16 protein-coding genes are annotated in these 16,738 nt (G+C 51.8%); 7 read left to right on the forward strand and 9 right to left on the reverse strand.

What is annotated here, in order from left to right; genetic code table 11:
- Positions 1-18: 18 nt before the first annotated feature.
- Complete coding sequence (locus WFP70_RS01440; RefSeq protein WP_160868144.1) at positions 19-1,041, reverse strand: LacI family DNA-binding transcriptional regulator; 1,023 nt, start codon at positions 1,039-1,041, stop codon at positions 19-21.
- Positions 1,042-1,335: 294 nt separating this feature from the next.
- Here WFP70_RS01440 and WFP70_RS01445 point away from each other — a divergent pair, with 294 nt between their 5' ends.
- From WFP70_RS01445 to WFP70_RS01465, 5 genes are all read left to right on the forward strand, one after another.
- A complete protein-coding gene (locus tag WFP70_RS01445; RefSeq protein ID WP_034824314.1) occupies positions 1,336-1,656 on the forward strand; it encodes a PTS sugar transporter subunit IIB in 321 nt (106 codons plus the stop codon).
- Positions 1,656-2,972: a PTS sugar transporter subunit IIC gene (locus tag WFP70_RS01450; protein ID WP_337022721.1), complete on the forward strand. Its 1,317-nt coding sequence runs from the start codon at positions 1,656-1,658 to the stop codon at positions 2,970-2,972. Before WFP70_RS01445 ends, WFP70_RS01450 begins: the two co-directional genes overlap by 1 nt.
- Positions 2,973-2,980: 8 nt before the next feature.
- Positions 2,981-3,313: a PTS lactose/cellobiose transporter subunit IIA gene (locus WFP70_RS01455; protein WP_160832839.1), complete on the forward strand. Its 333-nt coding sequence runs from the start codon at positions 2,981-2,983 to the stop codon at positions 3,311-3,313.
- Between the two features lie 30 nt (positions 3,314-3,343).
- On the forward strand, positions 3,344-4,777 hold the full coding sequence (locus WFP70_RS01460; protein ID WP_337022403.1) for a 6-phospho-beta-glucosidase: 1,434 nt from the start codon (positions 3,344-3,346) through the stop codon (positions 4,775-4,777).
- Positions 4,778-4,979: 202 nt separating this feature from the next.
- Positions 4,980-6,398, forward strand: coding sequence for a 6-phospho-beta-glucosidase (locus tag WFP70_RS01465; protein WP_337022404.1), 1,419 nt, complete (start codon positions 4,980-4,982; stop codon positions 6,396-6,398).
- Between the two features lie 117 nt (positions 6,399-6,515).
- Here the strand turns inward: WFP70_RS01465 and WFP70_RS01470 are convergent, their stop codons facing one another.
- The 4 genes from WFP70_RS01470 to pth form a co-directional block, all read right to left on the reverse strand.
- Positions 6,516-7,544: a methionine synthase gene (locus tag WFP70_RS01470; RefSeq protein ID WP_097116825.1), complete on the reverse strand. Its 1,029-nt coding sequence runs from the start codon at positions 7,542-7,544 to the stop codon at positions 6,516-6,518.
- Between the two features lie 27 nt (positions 7,545-7,571).
- Entirely contained in the window at positions 7,572-8,549 is a 978-nt protein-coding gene (locus WFP70_RS01475) for a DUF1852 domain-containing protein (RefSeq protein WP_058960220.1), read from the reverse strand.
- 406 nt (positions 8,550-8,955) lie between these two features.
- Positions 8,956-10,047: a redox-regulated ATPase YchF gene (gene ychF, locus WFP70_RS01480; RefSeq protein ID WP_034824290.1), complete on the reverse strand. Its 1,092-nt coding sequence runs from the start codon at positions 10,045-10,047 to the stop codon at positions 8,956-8,958.
- 111 nt (positions 10,048-10,158) lie between these two features.
- Complete coding sequence (gene pth, locus WFP70_RS01485; protein WP_034824288.1) at positions 10,159-10,746, reverse strand: aminoacyl-tRNA hydrolase; 588 nt, start codon at positions 10,744-10,746, stop codon at positions 10,159-10,161.
- Positions 10,747-11,005: 259 nt separating this feature from the next.
- Here pth and ychH point away from each other — a divergent pair, with 259 nt between their 5' ends.
- Entirely contained in the window at positions 11,006-11,281 is a 276-nt protein-coding gene (gene ychH, locus WFP70_RS01490) for a stress-induced protein YchH (protein ID WP_034824286.1), read from the forward strand.
- Here the strand turns inward: ychH and WFP70_RS01495 are convergent.
- The 4 genes from WFP70_RS01495 to lolB all read right to left on the reverse strand — a co-directional run bounded on the left by WFP70_RS01495 (position 11,278) and on the right by lolB (position 15,241).
- Positions 11,278-12,453: a GGDEF domain-containing protein gene (locus WFP70_RS01495; RefSeq protein WP_034824284.1), complete on the reverse strand. Its 1,176-nt coding sequence runs from the start codon at positions 12,451-12,453 to the stop codon at positions 11,278-11,280. The genes ychH and WFP70_RS01495 overlap by 4 nt on opposite strands.
- Positions 12,454-12,678: 225 nt before the next feature.
- The gene (gene prs / locus WFP70_RS01500; RefSeq protein ID WP_034824282.1) at positions 12,679-13,626 is read right to left on the reverse strand and encodes a ribose-phosphate diphosphokinase; all 948 of its coding nucleotides are present in this window, start codon (positions 13,624-13,626) and stop codon (positions 12,679-12,681) included.
- 137 nt (positions 13,627-13,763) lie between these two features.
- A complete protein-coding gene (gene ispE, locus WFP70_RS01505) occupies positions 13,764-14,618 on the reverse strand; it encodes a 4-(cytidine 5'-diphospho)-2-C-methyl-D-erythritol kinase (protein WP_337022722.1) in 855 nt (284 codons plus the stop codon).
- Positions 14,618-15,241: a lipoprotein insertase outer membrane protein LolB gene (gene lolB / locus WFP70_RS01510; RefSeq protein ID WP_034824277.1), complete on the reverse strand. Its 624-nt coding sequence runs from the start codon at positions 15,239-15,241 to the stop codon at positions 14,618-14,620. Before lolB ends, ispE begins: the two co-directional genes overlap by 1 nt.
- Positions 15,242-15,458: 217 nt before the next feature.
- On the opposite strand from lolB, the gene hemA reads away from it, so the two are divergent.
- The gene (gene hemA / locus WFP70_RS01515; RefSeq protein WP_058960216.1) at positions 15,459-16,715 is read left to right on the forward strand and encodes a glutamyl-tRNA reductase; all 1,257 of its coding nucleotides are present in this window, start codon (positions 15,459-15,461) and stop codon (positions 16,713-16,715) included.
- Positions 16,716-16,738: the final 23 nt, after the last annotated feature.

Genomic DNA, 16,738 nt, shown 5'->3' on the forward strand with positions numbered 1-16,738 from the left:
GATTATCGCACGGCGCCGTTATTTTTGCTGGTAATACGGTCCCTGGGTGATCGAATTACGCAGCACCAGTCGGCCCGGCATCAGTGGCTGCGCCGTCACGCTTTCGCCATCCAGCATTTTAGACAGTTGCGTTAATGCGCTCGACACCATCTCAGCAACCGGAACATGCACCGTGGTTAACGCCGGCAGGAGATAGGGCGCAACCGGGATATCATCAAAGCCCAGCAAGGAGACGTCATGCGGGATGCGCAAACCCGCGTTGTGCAAGGCGCAGGCGGCGCCAATCGCCATATCATCATTGCTGGCGACAATCGCGGAAAATCTAACTTTACGACGCAACAGTGCTTCAACCGCCAGCTGCCCACTGGCGCTGGTCCAGCAGCCATCCAGCATCAGGTTTTCATCGTATTCAATGCCATTTTCCATCAACGATGAAATATAGCCTTTCAGACGACTTAATCCGGTGTGAGAGCTGCCCATTCCTTTGATAAAAGCGATCTCGCGGTGGCCCTGAGCAATCAAATGATTCACAGCGTTGAGGGTGTCATTTTCGTGGTCAGCACACACCGAATATTGCGGATGCTGCTTCAAACGGCGGTTTAACACGATTAACGGCTTACTCATTCCAGGAATAAGTGCATCAATATCTTCCACGCTTAAATAGCGCGGATAGATGATCACGGCATCGCAATAGCTATCGATTAAAAAGTTTATGGCTTCGCGCTCTTGCTGCGCATTGTGTTTACCATCGCCCAGCACCAGTTGTGAACCGAGTTTTTCCGTCATGGTCGCGGCCTGGAATAACAGCTCGGTAAAAAAGGGACCATTGTAAAGCGTGTTGGGCACCATCAGACCAATACTGTGCGAACGGTTGGTCGCAAGACTTCGTGCCAGCAGATTAGGACGGTAATCCATCTCATCTATGGCCAGCATCACCCGATCCCGCACCGTTTTAGACACATAAGCATGGCCAGCCAGCACCCGTGACACCGTGGCTTTTGACACACCTGCGCGTTTTGCGACATCAAGCATTGTCGTCATTTATCTTCCTTCTCAGCGTTCTCGCGCATTGTAGCGCAAAAGCTCAATCTGAAAACCGCAGAGTGAGGCTCTTCTAACCGATAACGTTTTTTCTCATTATCATCCGATTTCATCACATATTTAAAAGGCTAACATAAAAATAATATGAAACCGGTCTCAGATTAATCATATTTTCACTCTTTAAATAAGGTTTAACGGTTTGAGTTATGGATCACAAAAAGAACAAATTGAATCTGTAACCGGTTGCAGAAACGATTCTCGGCGCGTAATTATTTAAAAAAAACGGAGGGTGTCATGGTGAAAATTCTATTGTGTTGTTCCGCAGGTATGTCAACCAGCATGGTCGTACAAAGAATGCAGAAAGCCGCTACGCAGCTGGGTTTAGAAGCCAAAATTGATGCCGTTGGCATGGAAGAGTTCAGTGAAAAAATCGCCGAGTATGACTGTTGTCTGCTAGGCCCACAGATCAAATATAAGCTGGCAGATTTCGAACGTCAGGCGCAGGAGTATCACAAACCGGTTACCGTCATTAATACCATGGATTACGGCATGTTAAATGGCGAAAAGATCCTGAAGTCGGCGCTCGCCCTGATTGATGCTAATAAGGGGGCATGATGAGTACACTGGCTGACTCCTTATTTGGTGTGATTGAAAACCGCATCAGCCCGATTGCTGCGCGACTCTCATCGCAACGGCATGTGGTGGCGATCAAGGACGGATTTATTGCCTCAATGCCGTTCCTGATTGTCGGCTCATTTATGCTGCTGTTCTCACATCCTCCTTTCAGTCAGGACAGCCAATGGGGCTTCGCACAGTGGTGGCTGGGTATGGTGAGGCAGTACAACGACCAGCTGATGATGCCCTACAACATGACGATGGGCATCATGGCGGTGTTCATCACCGGCGCGATTGCCTATAACCTGGCGCAAAGCTACAAACTAAATGGCCTGATGGCGGCGCTGCTGTCGCTGATGACTTTTTTGGTGGTGGCTGCACCGGAAAAGAACGGCGCATTGTCCGTCGCTTCGCTGGGTGGGGAAGGGATATTCACCGCCATCCTGATCAGCCTGTACTGCACGGAAGTGATGCACTGGCTGGTGAAGTACAACATTGGTTTCAAACTGCCGGAACAGGTGCCGCCGAAAATTCGTCAGTCCTTTGACCTGCTGATCCCCATCATGGTGATTTTCCTGACGCTCTACCCGCTGAACCTGTTTATGGAGAGCCACTTTGGTCTGTTGATTCCTCAGGCCATCATGTCAGTGTTTGCGCCAATTATCTCAGCAGCCGATTCACTGCCTGCGGTGCTCATCGCCGTCTTGCTATGTCATTTGCTGTGGTTTGCCGGCATTCACGGTGCGGCGATTGTCGGCGGCATCCTGCAGGCATTCTGGCTGAGTAATCTGGGGCTGAACCAGGAAGCGTTAAATGCCGGGCAAGAGATCCCTAAAATCTTTATCGAGCCATTCTGGCAGTTCTTCATCACCGTAGGCGGATCGGGTGCCACCATGGGCCTGGTGATTCTCTATCTGCGCAGCCGCTCCGCGCATCTGCGCGCCATCGGCCGCCTCGGCTTTGTACCCGGTATGTTTAACATCAATGAGCCGATTATTTTCGGTTCACCGGTGGTGATGAATCCGCTGCTGTTTATTCCCTTTATCACCACGCCGTTGATCAACGCGGTTATCGCCTGGACCGCCACCCGCACCAACCTGATCAACCACGTCATTTCGCTGGCACCCTGGACCACGCCGGGACCGATTGGTGCCGCCTGGTCAACCGGCTGGGACTGGCGCGCAGTGGTGTTAGTCGCGTTCCTGATTTGTTTATCCACGCTGATTTATTACCCGTTCTTCAAAATGTATGAACGCCAACTGCTTGCGCAGGAAGAAGAGATGGCGCAGGAACAACTGGCTGAGGAGATGAAGTAATGCAAGAGATGCAGGAAATGGAAAGCACGGTGATGGAGCTGATCATTCATGCAGGGGAAGCCCGTTCATCATCGATGCAGGCACTGCAAGCGGCCCGAAAACACAACTGGCAGGAAGCCGATGCGTTGCTGGCAAGTGCACGAGATGCCGCGCGCGAAGCCCACAAAATTCAAACCGCGTTAATCGGCGCGGATGAAGGCTGCGGCAAAATTCCGGTCAACCTGATTATGGTGCATGCGCAGGATCATCTGATGAACGCCATGTTGTGCCGCGATTTAGTTGAAGAGCTGATCTATCTGCATCGTCAGGTGCAGGAGTTATCGAAAACCCACTTGCAGTAAGACGCAGTTAATCACATGAAAGGATGGATTATGTCTCAGTTACCGGCTGATTTTTTATGGGGCGGCGCCGTTGCCGCGCATCAGGTTGAAGGTGGATGGAACGAAGGCGGTAAAGGGCCGAGCATCGTCGATGTGTTGACGGGCGGAGCGCATGGTGTTGAACGTGAAATTACCGATGGCATTGTCGAGGGTAAACACTACCCCAATCATCAGGCCACCGATTTTTATCATCACTACAAAGACGATATCGCGTTGTTTGCCGAGATGGGTTTTAAGTGTTTTCGTACCTCGATTGCCTGGACACGCATCTTCCCGAAAGGCGATGAGCAACAACCTAACGAAGCGGGCCTGCAGTTCTACGACGACATGTTTGATGAGCTGCTCAAATATGGCATCGAACCGGTGATTACGCTGTCGCACTTCGAAATGCCATTGCATCTGGTGCAGCAATATGGCGGCTGGCTCAATCGTGAATTGATCGATCTCTTTGTACGCTATAGCGAAGTGGTGATGAAGCGCTACAAAGGCAAAGTGAAATACTGGATGACCTTTAACGAGATCAACAACCAGCGTAACTGGCGCCGACCGCTGTTCGGCTACAGCAACTCAGGCGTGATTTTCACCGATCATGAAAATCCGGAAGAGGTGATGTATCAGGTACTGCATCATCAGTTTGTGGCCAGTGCCAAAGTGGTGAAGCTGGGGCATCAAATCAATCCTGAATTCAAGATCGGTTGCATGCTGGCGATGGTGCCGCTGTATCCGTGGTCATGCCATCCTGATGACGTAATGTATGCGCAAAAGTCGATGCAGGAACGTTATCTGTTTGGCGATGTGCACATGCGTGGTGCCTATCCTTCCTACATTTTGAAAGAGTGGGAACTGCGCGGATTCCACATTGAGATGGCGCCGGAAGATGCACAAACGCTGCGAGAAGGCTGCACCGACTATCTCGGCTTTAGCTATTACATGAGTAACGCCGTGGAGTATGCCAGCGCGACCCGCATGGACAGCGCACTCGAAGCATTCCCCGGCAGCCGAAAAAATCCGCATGTGCAGGCGTCAGATTGGGGATGGCAGATTGATCCCGTTGGCCTGCGCTACACACTAAATGCGCTGTATGAGCGTTATCAGAAGCCGCTGTTTATTGTGGAAAATGGGTTTGGCGCCGTCGATCAACGTGAGGCCAACGGCGAGGTCAATGATGACTATCGTATTGCCTACCTGCGTGAACACATCGAGCAAATGAAAACAGCCGTACTGGAAGATGGCGTGGATTTAATGGGCTTCACGCCCTGGGGCTGTCTCGACTGTGTCTCTTTTGGCACCGGCCAATACAGCAAACGCTACGGCTTTATTTACGTCAACCGTAATGACGATCAAACCGGCGATTTTTCGCGCTCGAAGAAAAAGAGTTTTGCCTGGTATAAAAAAGTCATCGCCTCACAAGGTGAAGCGCTTTAATTCGGATTGCCCGGGCAGGAAGCCCGGGTAAATCAGAGTTGTCATCTCTTCGGCAGTGAATATCCTTTCCAGCCTGCGCAGGCAGGCTGAATAAATAACATAAACCTGAGCCAGGAAAAATATCATCCATGCGGTGAGGCGCAATGCTGCCTGAAACGGCGCTTTTTACTCACCTGATTGCAACCAAACGGAGTTATATCCTATGCCAAATAAGATCAAGATTGTCACTATCGGTGGGGGTTCCAGCTATACGCCAGAGTTGATTGAAGGACTTATCCTGCGTCAGGAGCAGTTACCGATTGCCGAGTTGTGGCTGGTCGATATTGAGGACGGCGCAGAGAAGATGGAAATCGTTGGCAGTATGGCAAAACGCATGATCGCGGCTGCCAAACTCGACTGGCAGGTGCATCTTTCTCTCGATCGCAAGGAAGCGTTAAAGGATGCGGATTACGTGACCACCCAGTTCCGCGTGGGGTTGCTGGATGCACGCTTAAAAGACGAAGTGATTCCATTAGCCAATGGTTTACTGGGCCAGGAAACTAACGGCCCGGGCGGGATATTTAAAGCGTTTCGCACGGTGCCGGTGATTCTCGACATTATCGAAGACATGCGTCAATTATGCCCCAATGCCTGGCTGGTGGATTTCACTAATCCGGCAGGCATGGTCACCGAAGCGGCGATTAAATATGGCAAGTGGGAAAAAACCGTTGGCCTGTGCAATGTGCCGTTCGGCCATATCACTCAGGCATGCAGCGTGCTCGGTGCGGAAGAGAAAGATCTCTATTTCAAGTTTGCCGGGCTCAATCATTTCCACTGGCATCGCGTCTGGGATCAGCAGGGCAATGAACGCACCGCTGAACTGATTGATAAAATCTATTCCCCAGACCAGCAGGAAAAAAGCGATGAAGGGCTGAAAAATATTCATCAGATTCCTTTTAACTACGATCAGGTAAAACATCTTGGCCTGCTGCCCTGCGGTTACCATCGCTATTACTATTTGCAGGAACCGATGCTGGCCCATGCCATCGAAGAGTTCGAACAGTATGAAACGCGTGCTGAAGTGGTGAAGAAAACCGAAGCGCGGCTGTTCGAGTTATATAAAGACGTCAATCTTAACTACAAGCCTGAAGAGTTAAGTCAGCGGGGCGGGGCGCATTACAGCGATGCGGCTTGCGATCTCATTGCATCGATTCAAAATAACAGCGGAAAATTAATGGTGGTCTCAACGCGCAATAATGGCGCGATTGCCGATTTACCGTTTGATTGCGTGGTGGAGGTCACTGCCGCCATCACTTCTCATGGCGCAGAACCGCTGCGTTGGGGAGCGTTACCGCCTGCGGCGCGCGGCATGATTCAGTTAATGAAAGCCATGGAGGAAACAGTGATTGAAGCCGCCGTTACTGGAGATTACGGTGCGGCATTACACGCTTTCACCATTAATCCGCTGATTCCGGCGGGCGACACGGCGATCAAAGTGCTGGATCAATTGTTGTATGCCCATAAAGCCTATTTGCCGAAGTTCGCCAGCAAAATTGCGGAGATTGAGCAGACCAAACCGGAGATCGTTACCTTCGTCGATCAGTTACTGGCCGACAGGCAAGCGCACGCGCATAAGGGTTGATGAGGTTTTATCAGGATCGAATGAGGCAGGCAGGAGACTGAAAACGGTGCCCGTTTGAACATCGCTGGGCACCGGGAAAAGCACTCACCGTCTTGTTGGGCGGTGAGTGGATCAGCATTACGCGGTGAGTTCGTTACGTACGATAGCAGCACCCGCGCTCAAGGCTTCCAGCTTACCTCTGGCAACACGGCGCGACAGTGGCGTCATACCGCAGTTAGTAGAAGGATAAAGCTTATCGGCGTCGACAAACTGCAGTGCTTTACGCAAGGTATCAGCCACTTCTTCCGCAGTCTCAATGGTGTTGGTCGCCACATCAATGGCACCGACCATCACTTTTTTGCCACGGATCAGCTCAATCAGATCCATTGGCACGCGCGAATTCTGCGCTTCCAGTGAAATGATATCGATAGAAGACTTCTGCAGTTTAGGGAACACTTCTTCGTACTGACGCCACTCAGTGCCAAGCGTCTTTTTCCAGTCGGTATTCGCTTTAATGCCGTAGCCATAGCAAATGTGCACGGCGGTTTCGCACTTCAGACCTTCAACGGCTCTTTCCAGTGCGGCAATACCCCAGTCGTTCACTTCATCGAAGAACACGTTAAATGCGGGTTCATCAAACTGAATAATATCAACACCGGCTGCTTCTAACTCTTTGGCTTCCTGGTTAAGAATTTTGGCAAATTCCCAGGCGAGTTTTTCACGGCTTTTGTAGTGACCATCATAAAGCGTATCGATCATGGTCATTGGGCCTGGCAAAGCCCACTTGATCTGTTGTTTGGTTTGCTGGCGCAGGAATTTAGCATCTTCAACAAACACTGGTTTTTTACGTACGACTTCACCGATCACGCTCGGCACGCTGGCGTCATAGCGATTGCGAATTTTCACAATCTCACGCTTTTCAAAATCAACGCCGCTGAGATGCTCAATAAAGGTGGTGACGAAATGCTGGCGCGTTTGCTCGCCATCACTGACGATATCAATACCCGCCAATTGCTGATCCTGCAGGGATAACAGCAGGGCATCTCTTTTGCCCTCGGCTAATTCATCACCCTGCAATTTCCATGGCGACCACAGCGTTTCAGGTTGAGCAAGCCAGGCCGGTTTCGGTAAGCTTCCTGCCGTTGAAGTAGGCAATAACAATTTCATAATCAATAACCTTTTATTTTGGCTTAATCAAAGAACGTAATGTGCAGACCATTGCTCAAGAATGTCTTGATAGGGTTTGATGAAGTGCTCTTCCGTATACTTCCCCTGCTCAATTGCCAACCGGCTGCGTTCTTCTCGATCGTAAACAATGCGCGTTAATGAATGGTCGCCATGTGTCAGGCTTGGCTGATAGCACTGGCCTGCGGCAGAGTTGGCATTGTAAATTTCCGGGCGGTAAATCTTCTGGAACGTCTCCATAGTGCTGATGGTGCCGATCAGCTCCAGATCCGTGTAATCATTCAGCAAGTCACCGGTGAAATAGAAAGCTAATGGCGCGACGCTGTTTTCAGGCATGAAGTAGCGCGCCTGCAATCCCATTTTGCCGAAGTAATGGTCGGTGAGAGACAGCTCATCTTGCTGATATTCAAAGCCCAATACCGGATGCTGATAGTCAGTGCGGTGATAGGTGTTCTTGCTCGATACGCTCAGGCAGATCACTGGCTTTTTATTAAAGCGTTCCTGATAAGCCGCCGAGTTGACGAAGCTTTTAAAGATATTGCCGTGCAGATCACCGAAACCTTCCGGCAGGCTGAAACCGGAGTTATTGTTATTGGCCGCCAGCAGACGCACGCTAAAATCGTAATCACGCACGTAAGACGAGAAGTTATTGCCTACGATGCCATCGGTACGCTGCTGAGTTTTGCGATCAACAATATTGGTTTTCAGGATCTCGATCACCGGGAAGGTTTTGCCATTGCCTTCAATATCAATTTCCGCAGAAATGATTTCCAGCTCAACAGCATAACGATCGCCTTTTGGGTTGTCCGCGTGCGCCAGAGAGTTGAAACGGTTGTTCATCATCATTAAGGCATTGCGCAAATTCTGCTGGCGATGGGTTCCACGTGCCAGGTTAGCAAAGTTCGTGGTGATGCGCGTATTTTCAGATGGATTGTAGTTCTCATCGAAAACGCTGCTCTTAATTGAAAATGCAAAATCGTTGCTCATGATGCTCGGGTATCCTGATTTCAGCTGCAAAACCTTTCCGGCTTTAGGCGGGTAGACCTGATACTTCGGCCTATCACCTGCGGTAGATTTCACATTGTCTTAAGTCAATAACAATGCGAATTTTATGCCAGAGTCACTCAGTGATTGAAAGTGATTAAACTTCAAAGCTGCATGAGCCAATTTCATGATCGGGTTCACACTCTGAAGCAGGGTGGTCAGAAGGGGGATTTTTGCGGAAAAGCGAGCGGTGAATGTTTGTTAGGCCAGCGATAAAAGCGATGTGATGGCCAACACGCCCGGAGGGCAATGCGGAAGAATCTACCTAATGGGAAATAAAAAATCCACGCCAGGCGTGGATTTTTTTGGCTGAATTTAATTCAACAGGGTCAAATCATCGACTTGAAGATTAGACGTTGAACAGGAAGTTCATCACGTCGCCATCTTTCACGATGTACTCTTTACCTTCTGAGCGCATCTTGCCGGCTTCTTTCGCGCCTTGCTCACCTTTATAGGTGACAAAATCATCAAACGCGATGGTCTGCGCACGGATAAAGCCTTTCTCGAAGTCGGTATGAATTTTACCGGCAGCCTGTGGCGCGGTCGCGCCCACTGGGATGGTCCATGCACGTACTTCTTTCACGCCAGCGGTGAAGTAAGTTTGCAGGTTGAGCAGGGCATAACCTGCACGGATCACGCGGTTCAGACCCGGCTCTTCCAGACCCAGCTCTGCCATGAACTCGTCACGCTCTTCGTCATCCAGCTCTGCGATGTCGGATTCAACGGCTGCACATACCGGCACCACCACTGAACCTTCGGCTTCTGCAATCGCACGCACCTGATCAAGATACGGGTTGTTTTCAAAACCGTCTTCGTTGACGTTGGCGATGTACATGGTGGGTTTCAGGGTCAGGAAGCTCAGGTAGCGAATAGCCGCTTTCTCATCAGCATCCAGTTTCAGCGCACGCAGCATACCGGCTTCAGACAGGTGTGGCAGACATTTTTCCAATGCAGCCAGCTCAGCTTTAGCGTCTTTATCTCCGCCTTTGGCTTTCTTCTGGCAACGCTGAATAGCACGTTCACAAGTGTCGAGATCGGACAGCGCCAGCTCGGTGTTGATGACGTCAATATCTTCCGCCGGGTTCACTTTGCCGGAAACGTGAATAATATTGTCGTTCTCGAAGCAGCGCACCACGTGACCGATAGCTTCGGTTTCACGGATGTTGGTCAGGAACTGGTTACCGAGGCCTTCACCTTTGGATGCGCCTTTCACCAGACCGGCGATATCGACGAATTCCATGGTGGTCGGCACAACACGCTGTGGCTTAACGATTTCGCTCAGCTGATCGAGGCGCAGATCGGGCATTGGCACCACACCGGTGTTAGGCTCGATGGTGCAGAACGGAAAGTTGGCTGCTTCGATACCCGCTTTAGTCAGCGCGTTGAACAGGGTGGATTTACCGACGTTCGGCAGGCCCACAATACCGCATTTAAATCCCATGGTCTGATTACCTTTCTCACTGAGTGTACGGCACTGGCTGGCAGCGCCGACAGATTCAAAAAATTTTGCGCATTATACACAGAATTGCCTTCTGCGGCGCGGGAATTGGGCTTAGCCAGCCTTGAACGCATGCAGGCGGTTCATCGCCTTGATTTTGTCTTCTTTCAGCCACAGTTCTGTGCAGCGCACCGCTTCATCCACGGCATCGTCAATCAGTTTTTGCTCGCTGGCAGGCGGTTTGCCTAACACGAAGCCGGTAACCTTATTGCGATCGCCGGGATGACCGATGCCAACCCGCAGGCGATGGAAATTATTGTTATTGCCAAGCTTGCTGATGATGTCTTTGAGACCGTTATGCCCGCCATGACCACCGCCCTGTTTGAATTTGGCGATGCCAGGAGGCAGATCCAGTTCATCGTGTGCCACTAAAATCTCTTCTGGTGCGATGCGATAAAAGGTCGCCATTGCCGCAACCGCTTTGCCACTCAGGTTCATAAAAGTAGTGGGCACCAGCAAACGGACATCTTCACCCGCCAGTGACAGGCGTGCAGTGTAGCCGTAGAATTTCGGCTCCTCTTTCAATGACTGATTGTTCCGGTCGGCCAGCAAATCCACATACCAGGCACCTGCGTTATGGCGCGTTGCGGCGTATTCAGCGCCGGGATTGGCCAGCCCCACAATCAGTTTAATGCTGCTCACGATGTTTATCCTGTCTTGCTGCGGAAAGGGCGATAGTTTACTGCCTGCAAGCGGCGATGACAAAGGGTGCTGAGTACAGATGATACCTCTGCGTGACTTATCAATTTCTATCGAAATCAAGCCTCTGGCCGTAAAGAAATGTCAGAGATTGTGAAGGATGTGTGATCCTGTACGCAACTTAACCGGCAGTCATTGCCTAAACTTATGACAAGTTAACCATACGTGCTGTTTTGCTTTTTCATAAGGATGGAGGTGAATCATGAAACGTCAACAATGCCGCTATTTAGGTAATGGCCTGATGTGTTTAGGTTTACTGACGATGGTATTAGGCGTCGGCTATTCCATTATTAATCAGCTGCCTGCGTTAAACCTGCCGCAATTCCTCGCGCATGGTGCCATGTTCAGCATCTTTGTCGGGGCACTGTTGTGGCTGGTAGGGGCGCGCGTCAGCGGACGTGAGCGTGTCGAAGACCGCTACTTCTGGTTACGCCATTACGGTGACAAACGCTGCCGCCGCAATCACTCTTCACATTAAGAGAGAGCGGCTTCCTGCACCGGCTGTAACTGCACAAAATAACGTTCGACGCGGTTACGGCCACTGGCTTTTGCACGGTATAACGCTTCGTCCGCCAGGCCGAGTAAAATCGGGAAGGTGTGATCGCGATGGTTAGCGGTAGCATAGCCAATACTCACGGTATAGCAGACGTCGTTGGGCTGCGACAGCTGTGTCGCCAGACGGATACGCTCACACACCCGTTCTGCATCCTCGCTATTGCCCGGCAGAATCGCCGCAAACTCTTCACCGCCCAGACGGGCAAAATGACCTTCTGCGGGCAGCAACGCCTGCACCACCTGACAAAAATCGATTAATACGCGGTCACCTTGCAGATGGCCGTAACGATCGTTAATGCCTTTGAAATGGTCAAGATCAAACAGCACGGCCGAGTAAACTAATGGCTGCGGATTGCGCGTATTGCGTAACACTAATCTATCGGCTTGCTCGAACAGAGCGCGACGATTCCAGACGCTGGTCAGGGGATCGTGAAGCGAGGCCCGTTTGTGAGCTATCTGCGTGCGCTCATTGACCATCGCCAGAATGGTAAATGTCAGGCCAATCACAAACAGAATGGATTCAAGAATCACGTACACCGAAAAGCTGGAACCGGCTATCGCGCCGCGCACCGGGGTGGCGATGGCATCATCCAGGAATATACGCGCCACGTGAAACAGCAGATGGATCCACAGCAACATCTGCGCCGGCCAAAAGGTCACCTGCAGTGCATCGCGCGATTGCCACAACAGGCGAATCAGGGCACCGGTGTAAATAATGCAAAGCAGACATATGACTAAAACGCGTTTAGGTTGGCTGGCGTAAAACTGCGGGAACGCGCAGAGAATGGCCCATAACAATGCAGCCGCTAACCAGCTGAAGCCGAGAGGTTTATTGCAGAATGCTCGAAAAGCGTTCAGCAGATTGCCATAGGCCAGCATCATCACCACGTTGCCGACAGCGATGGGAAGAAAAACAAATCCAGCACTGCGCAGACTGCTGAGAAACACCGCTGTCAGGGTCAATGTGAGCGCCAGCGTAGTGAACCCCAGCACGCGATCGTACTGCGCACCCACCCAGGCGAACACCAAAATAATGCTCAAAAAACCCAGCACATAGAGCTCGCAAACAAATAGTGTGTAAATGTCGAGAGTCATAGTGGTCGGAGTTCTCAGAAAAAAGTGTGGAGAAAAATACCACTAATCAATGGCCCGCTAAAGTGCAGCATCGCGAGTCGAATGAAAAGAGTGTAAGGCAGGGAGAATAGCGAATTTTAACGAAATTTATCGCGAAAATATCTGTAGCGAGAGCGGCTTAATCGGTAAATGAAGCGGATTGTTGGGAATAAAAACCGGGCGCGGGGCCCGGTTTCATGCAATGTGTTAATGTTCGAACATTGCGGAGATGGACTCTTCGTTACTGATACGGCGAATCGCTTCGGCCAGCATGCCAGAGAGCGTTAAGGTACGCACGATTGGCAGGGCTTTCATCTCGTCTGACAGCGGAATAGTGTCGCACACGATAACCTGATCGATCACTGACTTACGCAGGTTTTCGACCGCGTTACCAGAGAAGATGGGGTGAGTCGCATAAGCGAAGACACGTTTCGCGCCGCGCTCTTTCAACGCTTCAGCTGCTTTGCACAGCGTACCGCCGGTGTCGATCATATCGTCGACCAGTACACAGTCACGACCTGCCACGTCACCGATGATGTGCATCACCTGAGAAACGTTCGCACGCGGGCGACGTTTATCGATGATAGCCATATCAGTGTCATTGAGCAGCTTAGCAATAGCACGCGCACGCACGACGCCGCCGATGTCCGGGGAAACCACAATCGGGTTTTCCAGGCCAATCTGCAGCATATCTTCCAGCAGGATTGGGCTACCGAACACGTTATCAACCGGGACATCGAAGAAGCCCTGAATCTGTTCGGCGTGCAGATCAACCGTCAGAACACGGTCAACACCCACGCTGGAGAGGAAATCGGCAACCACTTTGGCGGTGATAGGCACACGAGCAGAACGCACGCGGCGGTCCTGACGGGCATAACCAAAGTAAGGGATAACAGCAGTAATACGACCAGCAGAAGCCCGACGCAACGCGTCGACCATCACAACCAGCTCCATCAGATTATCATTGGTGGGGGCACAGGTGGACTGGATGATGAAAATATCACCACCGCGTACATTTTCGTTGATCTGTACACTTACTTCACCATCGCTGAAACGGCCGACAGCGGCGTCTCCGAGGCTAGTGTAAAGGCGGTTGGCAATACGTTGTGCTAGTTCCGGGGTGGCGTTACCAGCAAATAGCTTCATATCAGGCACGAGAAGAACCTCAGGCTTGGCGTCCAGAGAATGAACGTTTCAAAAGTAACCGGCGAATACTTTTGAAGTCGTTCATACGGGTGTGTTAATGCGTCACGTGCAGTGCCTGGAACAGGGTGGCACTGTCACGCAAACGCTTAGAGCCCGGAAAGGGTACGTTGCAACGGCGAGATATTAAGTCCGCGCGCCACAAATCCGTTAATCCATTTCGGGGCAAGCTCCAGCACCTGACGAGCAGCGGATTCGGTGCTAAATTCAGCAAATACACAAGATCCGGTCCCGGTCAGGCGCGACGGCGCGTATTCTAGCAGCCAGGAAAGCAGCGCATCAACCTCGCGAAAACGTTTTCTTGCCACAGCTTCACAATCATTGTGAAAAGGACGCTGTAACAGTTCATCTAATGTGCGTATCGGTGAATTGCGCGTCAAGTCAGGATCGCGAAAGATATCCGGCGTGCCGATGCTAATACCAGGATGTGCCACCAGATACCATTTTTCTTCCGGTTCAGCAGGCTGAATCTGCTCGCCAACCCCTTCGGCAAAGGCGGCGTGCCCACGCACGAACACCGGAACATCAGCACCAAGCTGCACGCCAAGGGTGGCTAACTCATCCACGCTAAGCCCGGTTTGCCATAAATGGTTCAGCGCCACCAGCACGGTCGCGGCATCCGATGAACCGCCGCCCAGTCCGCCGCCCATCGGCAGACGTTTTTCCAGGGCTATCTCCGCACCCGCGTTTTCGGGCAGCGTACCGCGAACGACCGCGGCTTGCTGTAACATCCGCGCCGCCCGCACGATCAGGTTATCGTCATCGGCGACGCCCGCTAACGGCGTCAGCAGAGTAATGTTCCCACTGCTGTCAGGCGTGATCTCAAGCGTGTCGCCGTGATCAAGAAACTGAAACAGCGTTTGCAGATTGTGGTAGCCGTCAGCGCGACGGCCCGTAATGTAGAGAAACAGATTCAGTTTTGCCGGAGCAGGCCAGGTGGTGATCATTGCGTGGTCCAGCTATCCATGCGCAGTTTGATACGCTGACCACCTTCTGTCAGTTCCAGGTTGGCCGGCAGCGGTGGATTGACCTTGCTGTCGTAATCAGAGATGTTCACTTTCCACTGCTGGCCATTACGGCTGTAATTCACACTCTGCAACTGATAGCTGCTATTGAGCTGATAATCCGTGGCATCACCCGGCAGACCCATCATCCACTGACGCAGATTCGCCAGCGGAATATCCATGCCGGTCAACTGTGAAATCATCTTCTCAGCGTCATTGCTCACATAGCGCTTGCCTTTGTTATCGACAATTTGCACCACCGACCCCTGCGCATCCAGCTGCAACTCGGTGCTGCCCAGCGGATTGGTTAACAACAGACGATAGCGATCGGCGGCGGTTTGCTGCCAGTTAAAGCGCGCATAGACTTTTTGCTTATCGGAAAGATAGGCAAAAGCGCCACGCGTTTGATATTGGGTGATTTTCTCAACGGCTTGTTGATGCTGCTGCCATTGCGGTGAGGTGGTGCTGGGGCCAGGACCTTGTGGTTTGTTGATGCTACAAGCAGCCAGCAATACGCTGGCAAGGGGCAAAAGGCGCAACAGCTTGCGCGGGGGCAAATGCATCACGTGGTCGTCTCCTCAGACACGTTTTTACTTCGTAACCGATAACGCTAACCATCCAATACTATGCCGTCAATGCCGATGTAAGGATAATTGCGCACGATCAGTTTAATCTTATTACAGTCATAGCCTTTGTATGGCTTTTCTTGATCTGTGGCATCTTGTAGAATGCGCTTCACAAAGCCCTGACAAATATTGGGACATCCCAACCCGAATCACCATGACGCTGCTTGCTCTCGGAATCAACCACAAAACCGCACCTGTTGCGCTGCGCGAACGCGTTGCGTTTCTGCCAGACACGCTGGATCAGGCTCTGAATAGCCTGTTGTCCCAGCCGATGGTTCAGAGTGGTGTGGTGCTCTCAACCTGTAATCGTACTGAACTCTATCTCAGCGTAGAGCAGCAGACAGATTTGCAGGAGAGGTTGGTGCGCTGGTTGTGCGAGTATCACGATCTGCGTGAAGAGGATGTCCGTGCCAGCCTTTACTGGCATCAGGACAACGCCGCCGTCAGCCATCTGATGCGCGTTGCCAGCGGTCTGGATTCGCTGGTATTGGGCGAACCGCAAATTCTCGGCCAGGTTAAAAAGGCCCATGCTGATTCTTCGCGTGACCATGCGCTAAGCAGCGAGCTGGAGCGCATGTTCCAGAAGACCTTCTCCGTCGCTAAACGCGTGCGCACCGAAACTGAAATCGGTGCCAGCGCGGTCTCTGTCGCCTTCGCCGCCTGTTCTCTGGCGCGTCAAATCTTCGAATCACTCAGCACGGTCAACGTGTTGCTGGTGGGCGCCGGGGAAACCATCGAGTTAGTGGCGCGTCATCTGCGTGAACACAAAGTGCAGAAGTTGATGATTGCCAACCGCACCCGCGAGCGTGCGCAGCTGCTGGCCGATGAAGTGGGCGCAGAAGTGATTGGGTTGGGTGATATTGAAACCCGTCTGGCCGATGCGGATATCATTATTTCTTCTACTGCCAGCCCGCTGCCGATTATTGGCAAAGGCATGGTGGAGCGCGCCTTGAAAGCACGTCGCAACCAGCCGATGCTGCTGGTGGATATCGCCGTACCGCGTGATGTCGAACCTGAAGTGGGTAAGCTGGCGAACGCCTATTTGTACAGCGTCGATGATCTGCAAGCGATCATCGAGCAGAATATGGCACAACGCAAAGCCGCTGCAGTCCAGGCCGAAAGCATAGTTGTGCAGGAAAGTGGCGAATTTATGGCATGGCTACGTGCGCAAAGCGCGGGCGACACCATTCGCGAATATCGTTCACAGGCGGACGACGTACGTGCCGAGTTGCAGGAGCGTGCGATTGCCGCGCTGCGTCAGGGCGCGGATGCCGAGAAAGTCTTGCAAGAGTTAGCGCACAAGCTGACCAACCGTCTGATTCATGCACCAACCAAATCACTGCAGCAGGCCGCGCGCGATGGCGACAACGAACGCCTGCAGATCTTACGTGACAGCCTCGGTTTAGAGTAATCTGGTCTGTCACGACCTATCAC

The sequence above is a fragment of the Pantoea sp. USMM079 genome, assembly GCF_037153115.1.
Lineage (GTDB): Bacteria > Pseudomonadota > Gammaproteobacteria > Enterobacterales > Enterobacteriaceae > Pantoea > Pantoea communis.

Coding starts and splice junctions, on each gene's coding strand:
- WFP70_RS01440 (WP_160868144.1), bottom strand. CDS start 1,041: ATGACGACAATGCTTGATGTCGCAAAACGCGCAGGTGTGTCAAAAGCC.
- WFP70_RS01445 (WP_034824314.1), top strand. CDS start 1,336: ATGGTGAAAATTCTATTGTGTTGTTCCGCAGGTATGTCAACCAGCATG.
- WFP70_RS01450 (WP_337022721.1), top strand. CDS start 1,656: ATGAGTACACTGGCTGACTCCTTATTTGGTGTGATTGAAAACCGCATC.
- WFP70_RS01455 (WP_160832839.1), top strand. CDS start 2,981: ATGCAGGAAATGGAAAGCACGGTGATGGAGCTGATCATTCATGCAGGG.
- WFP70_RS01460 (WP_337022403.1), top strand. CDS start 3,344: ATGTCTCAGTTACCGGCTGATTTTTTATGGGGCGGCGCCGTTGCCGCG.
- WFP70_RS01465 (WP_337022404.1), top strand. CDS start 4,980: ATGCCAAATAAGATCAAGATTGTCACTATCGGTGGGGGTTCCAGCTAT.
- WFP70_RS01470 (WP_097116825.1), bottom strand. CDS start 7,544: ATGAAATTGTTATTGCCTACTTCAACGGCAGGAAGCTTACCGAAACCG.
- WFP70_RS01475 (WP_058960220.1), bottom strand. CDS start 8,549: ATGAGCAACGATTTTGCATTTTCAATTAAGAGCAGCGTTTTCGATGAG.
- ychF (WP_034824290.1), bottom strand. CDS start 10,047: ATGGGATTTAAATGCGGTATTGTGGGCCTGCCGAACGTCGGTAAATCC.
- ychH (WP_034824286.1), top strand. CDS start 11,006: ATGAAACGTCAACAATGCCGCTATTTAGGTAATGGCCTGATGTGTTTA.
- WFP70_RS01495 (WP_034824284.1), bottom strand. CDS start 12,453: ATGACTCTCGACATTTACACACTATTTGTTTGCGAGCTCTATGTGCTG.
- lolB (WP_034824277.1), bottom strand. CDS start 15,241: ATGCATTTGCCCCCGCGCAAGCTGTTGCGCCTTTTGCCCCTTGCCAGC.
- hemA (WP_058960216.1), top strand. CDS start 15,459: ATGACGCTGCTTGCTCTCGGAATCAACCACAAAACCGCACCTGTTGCG.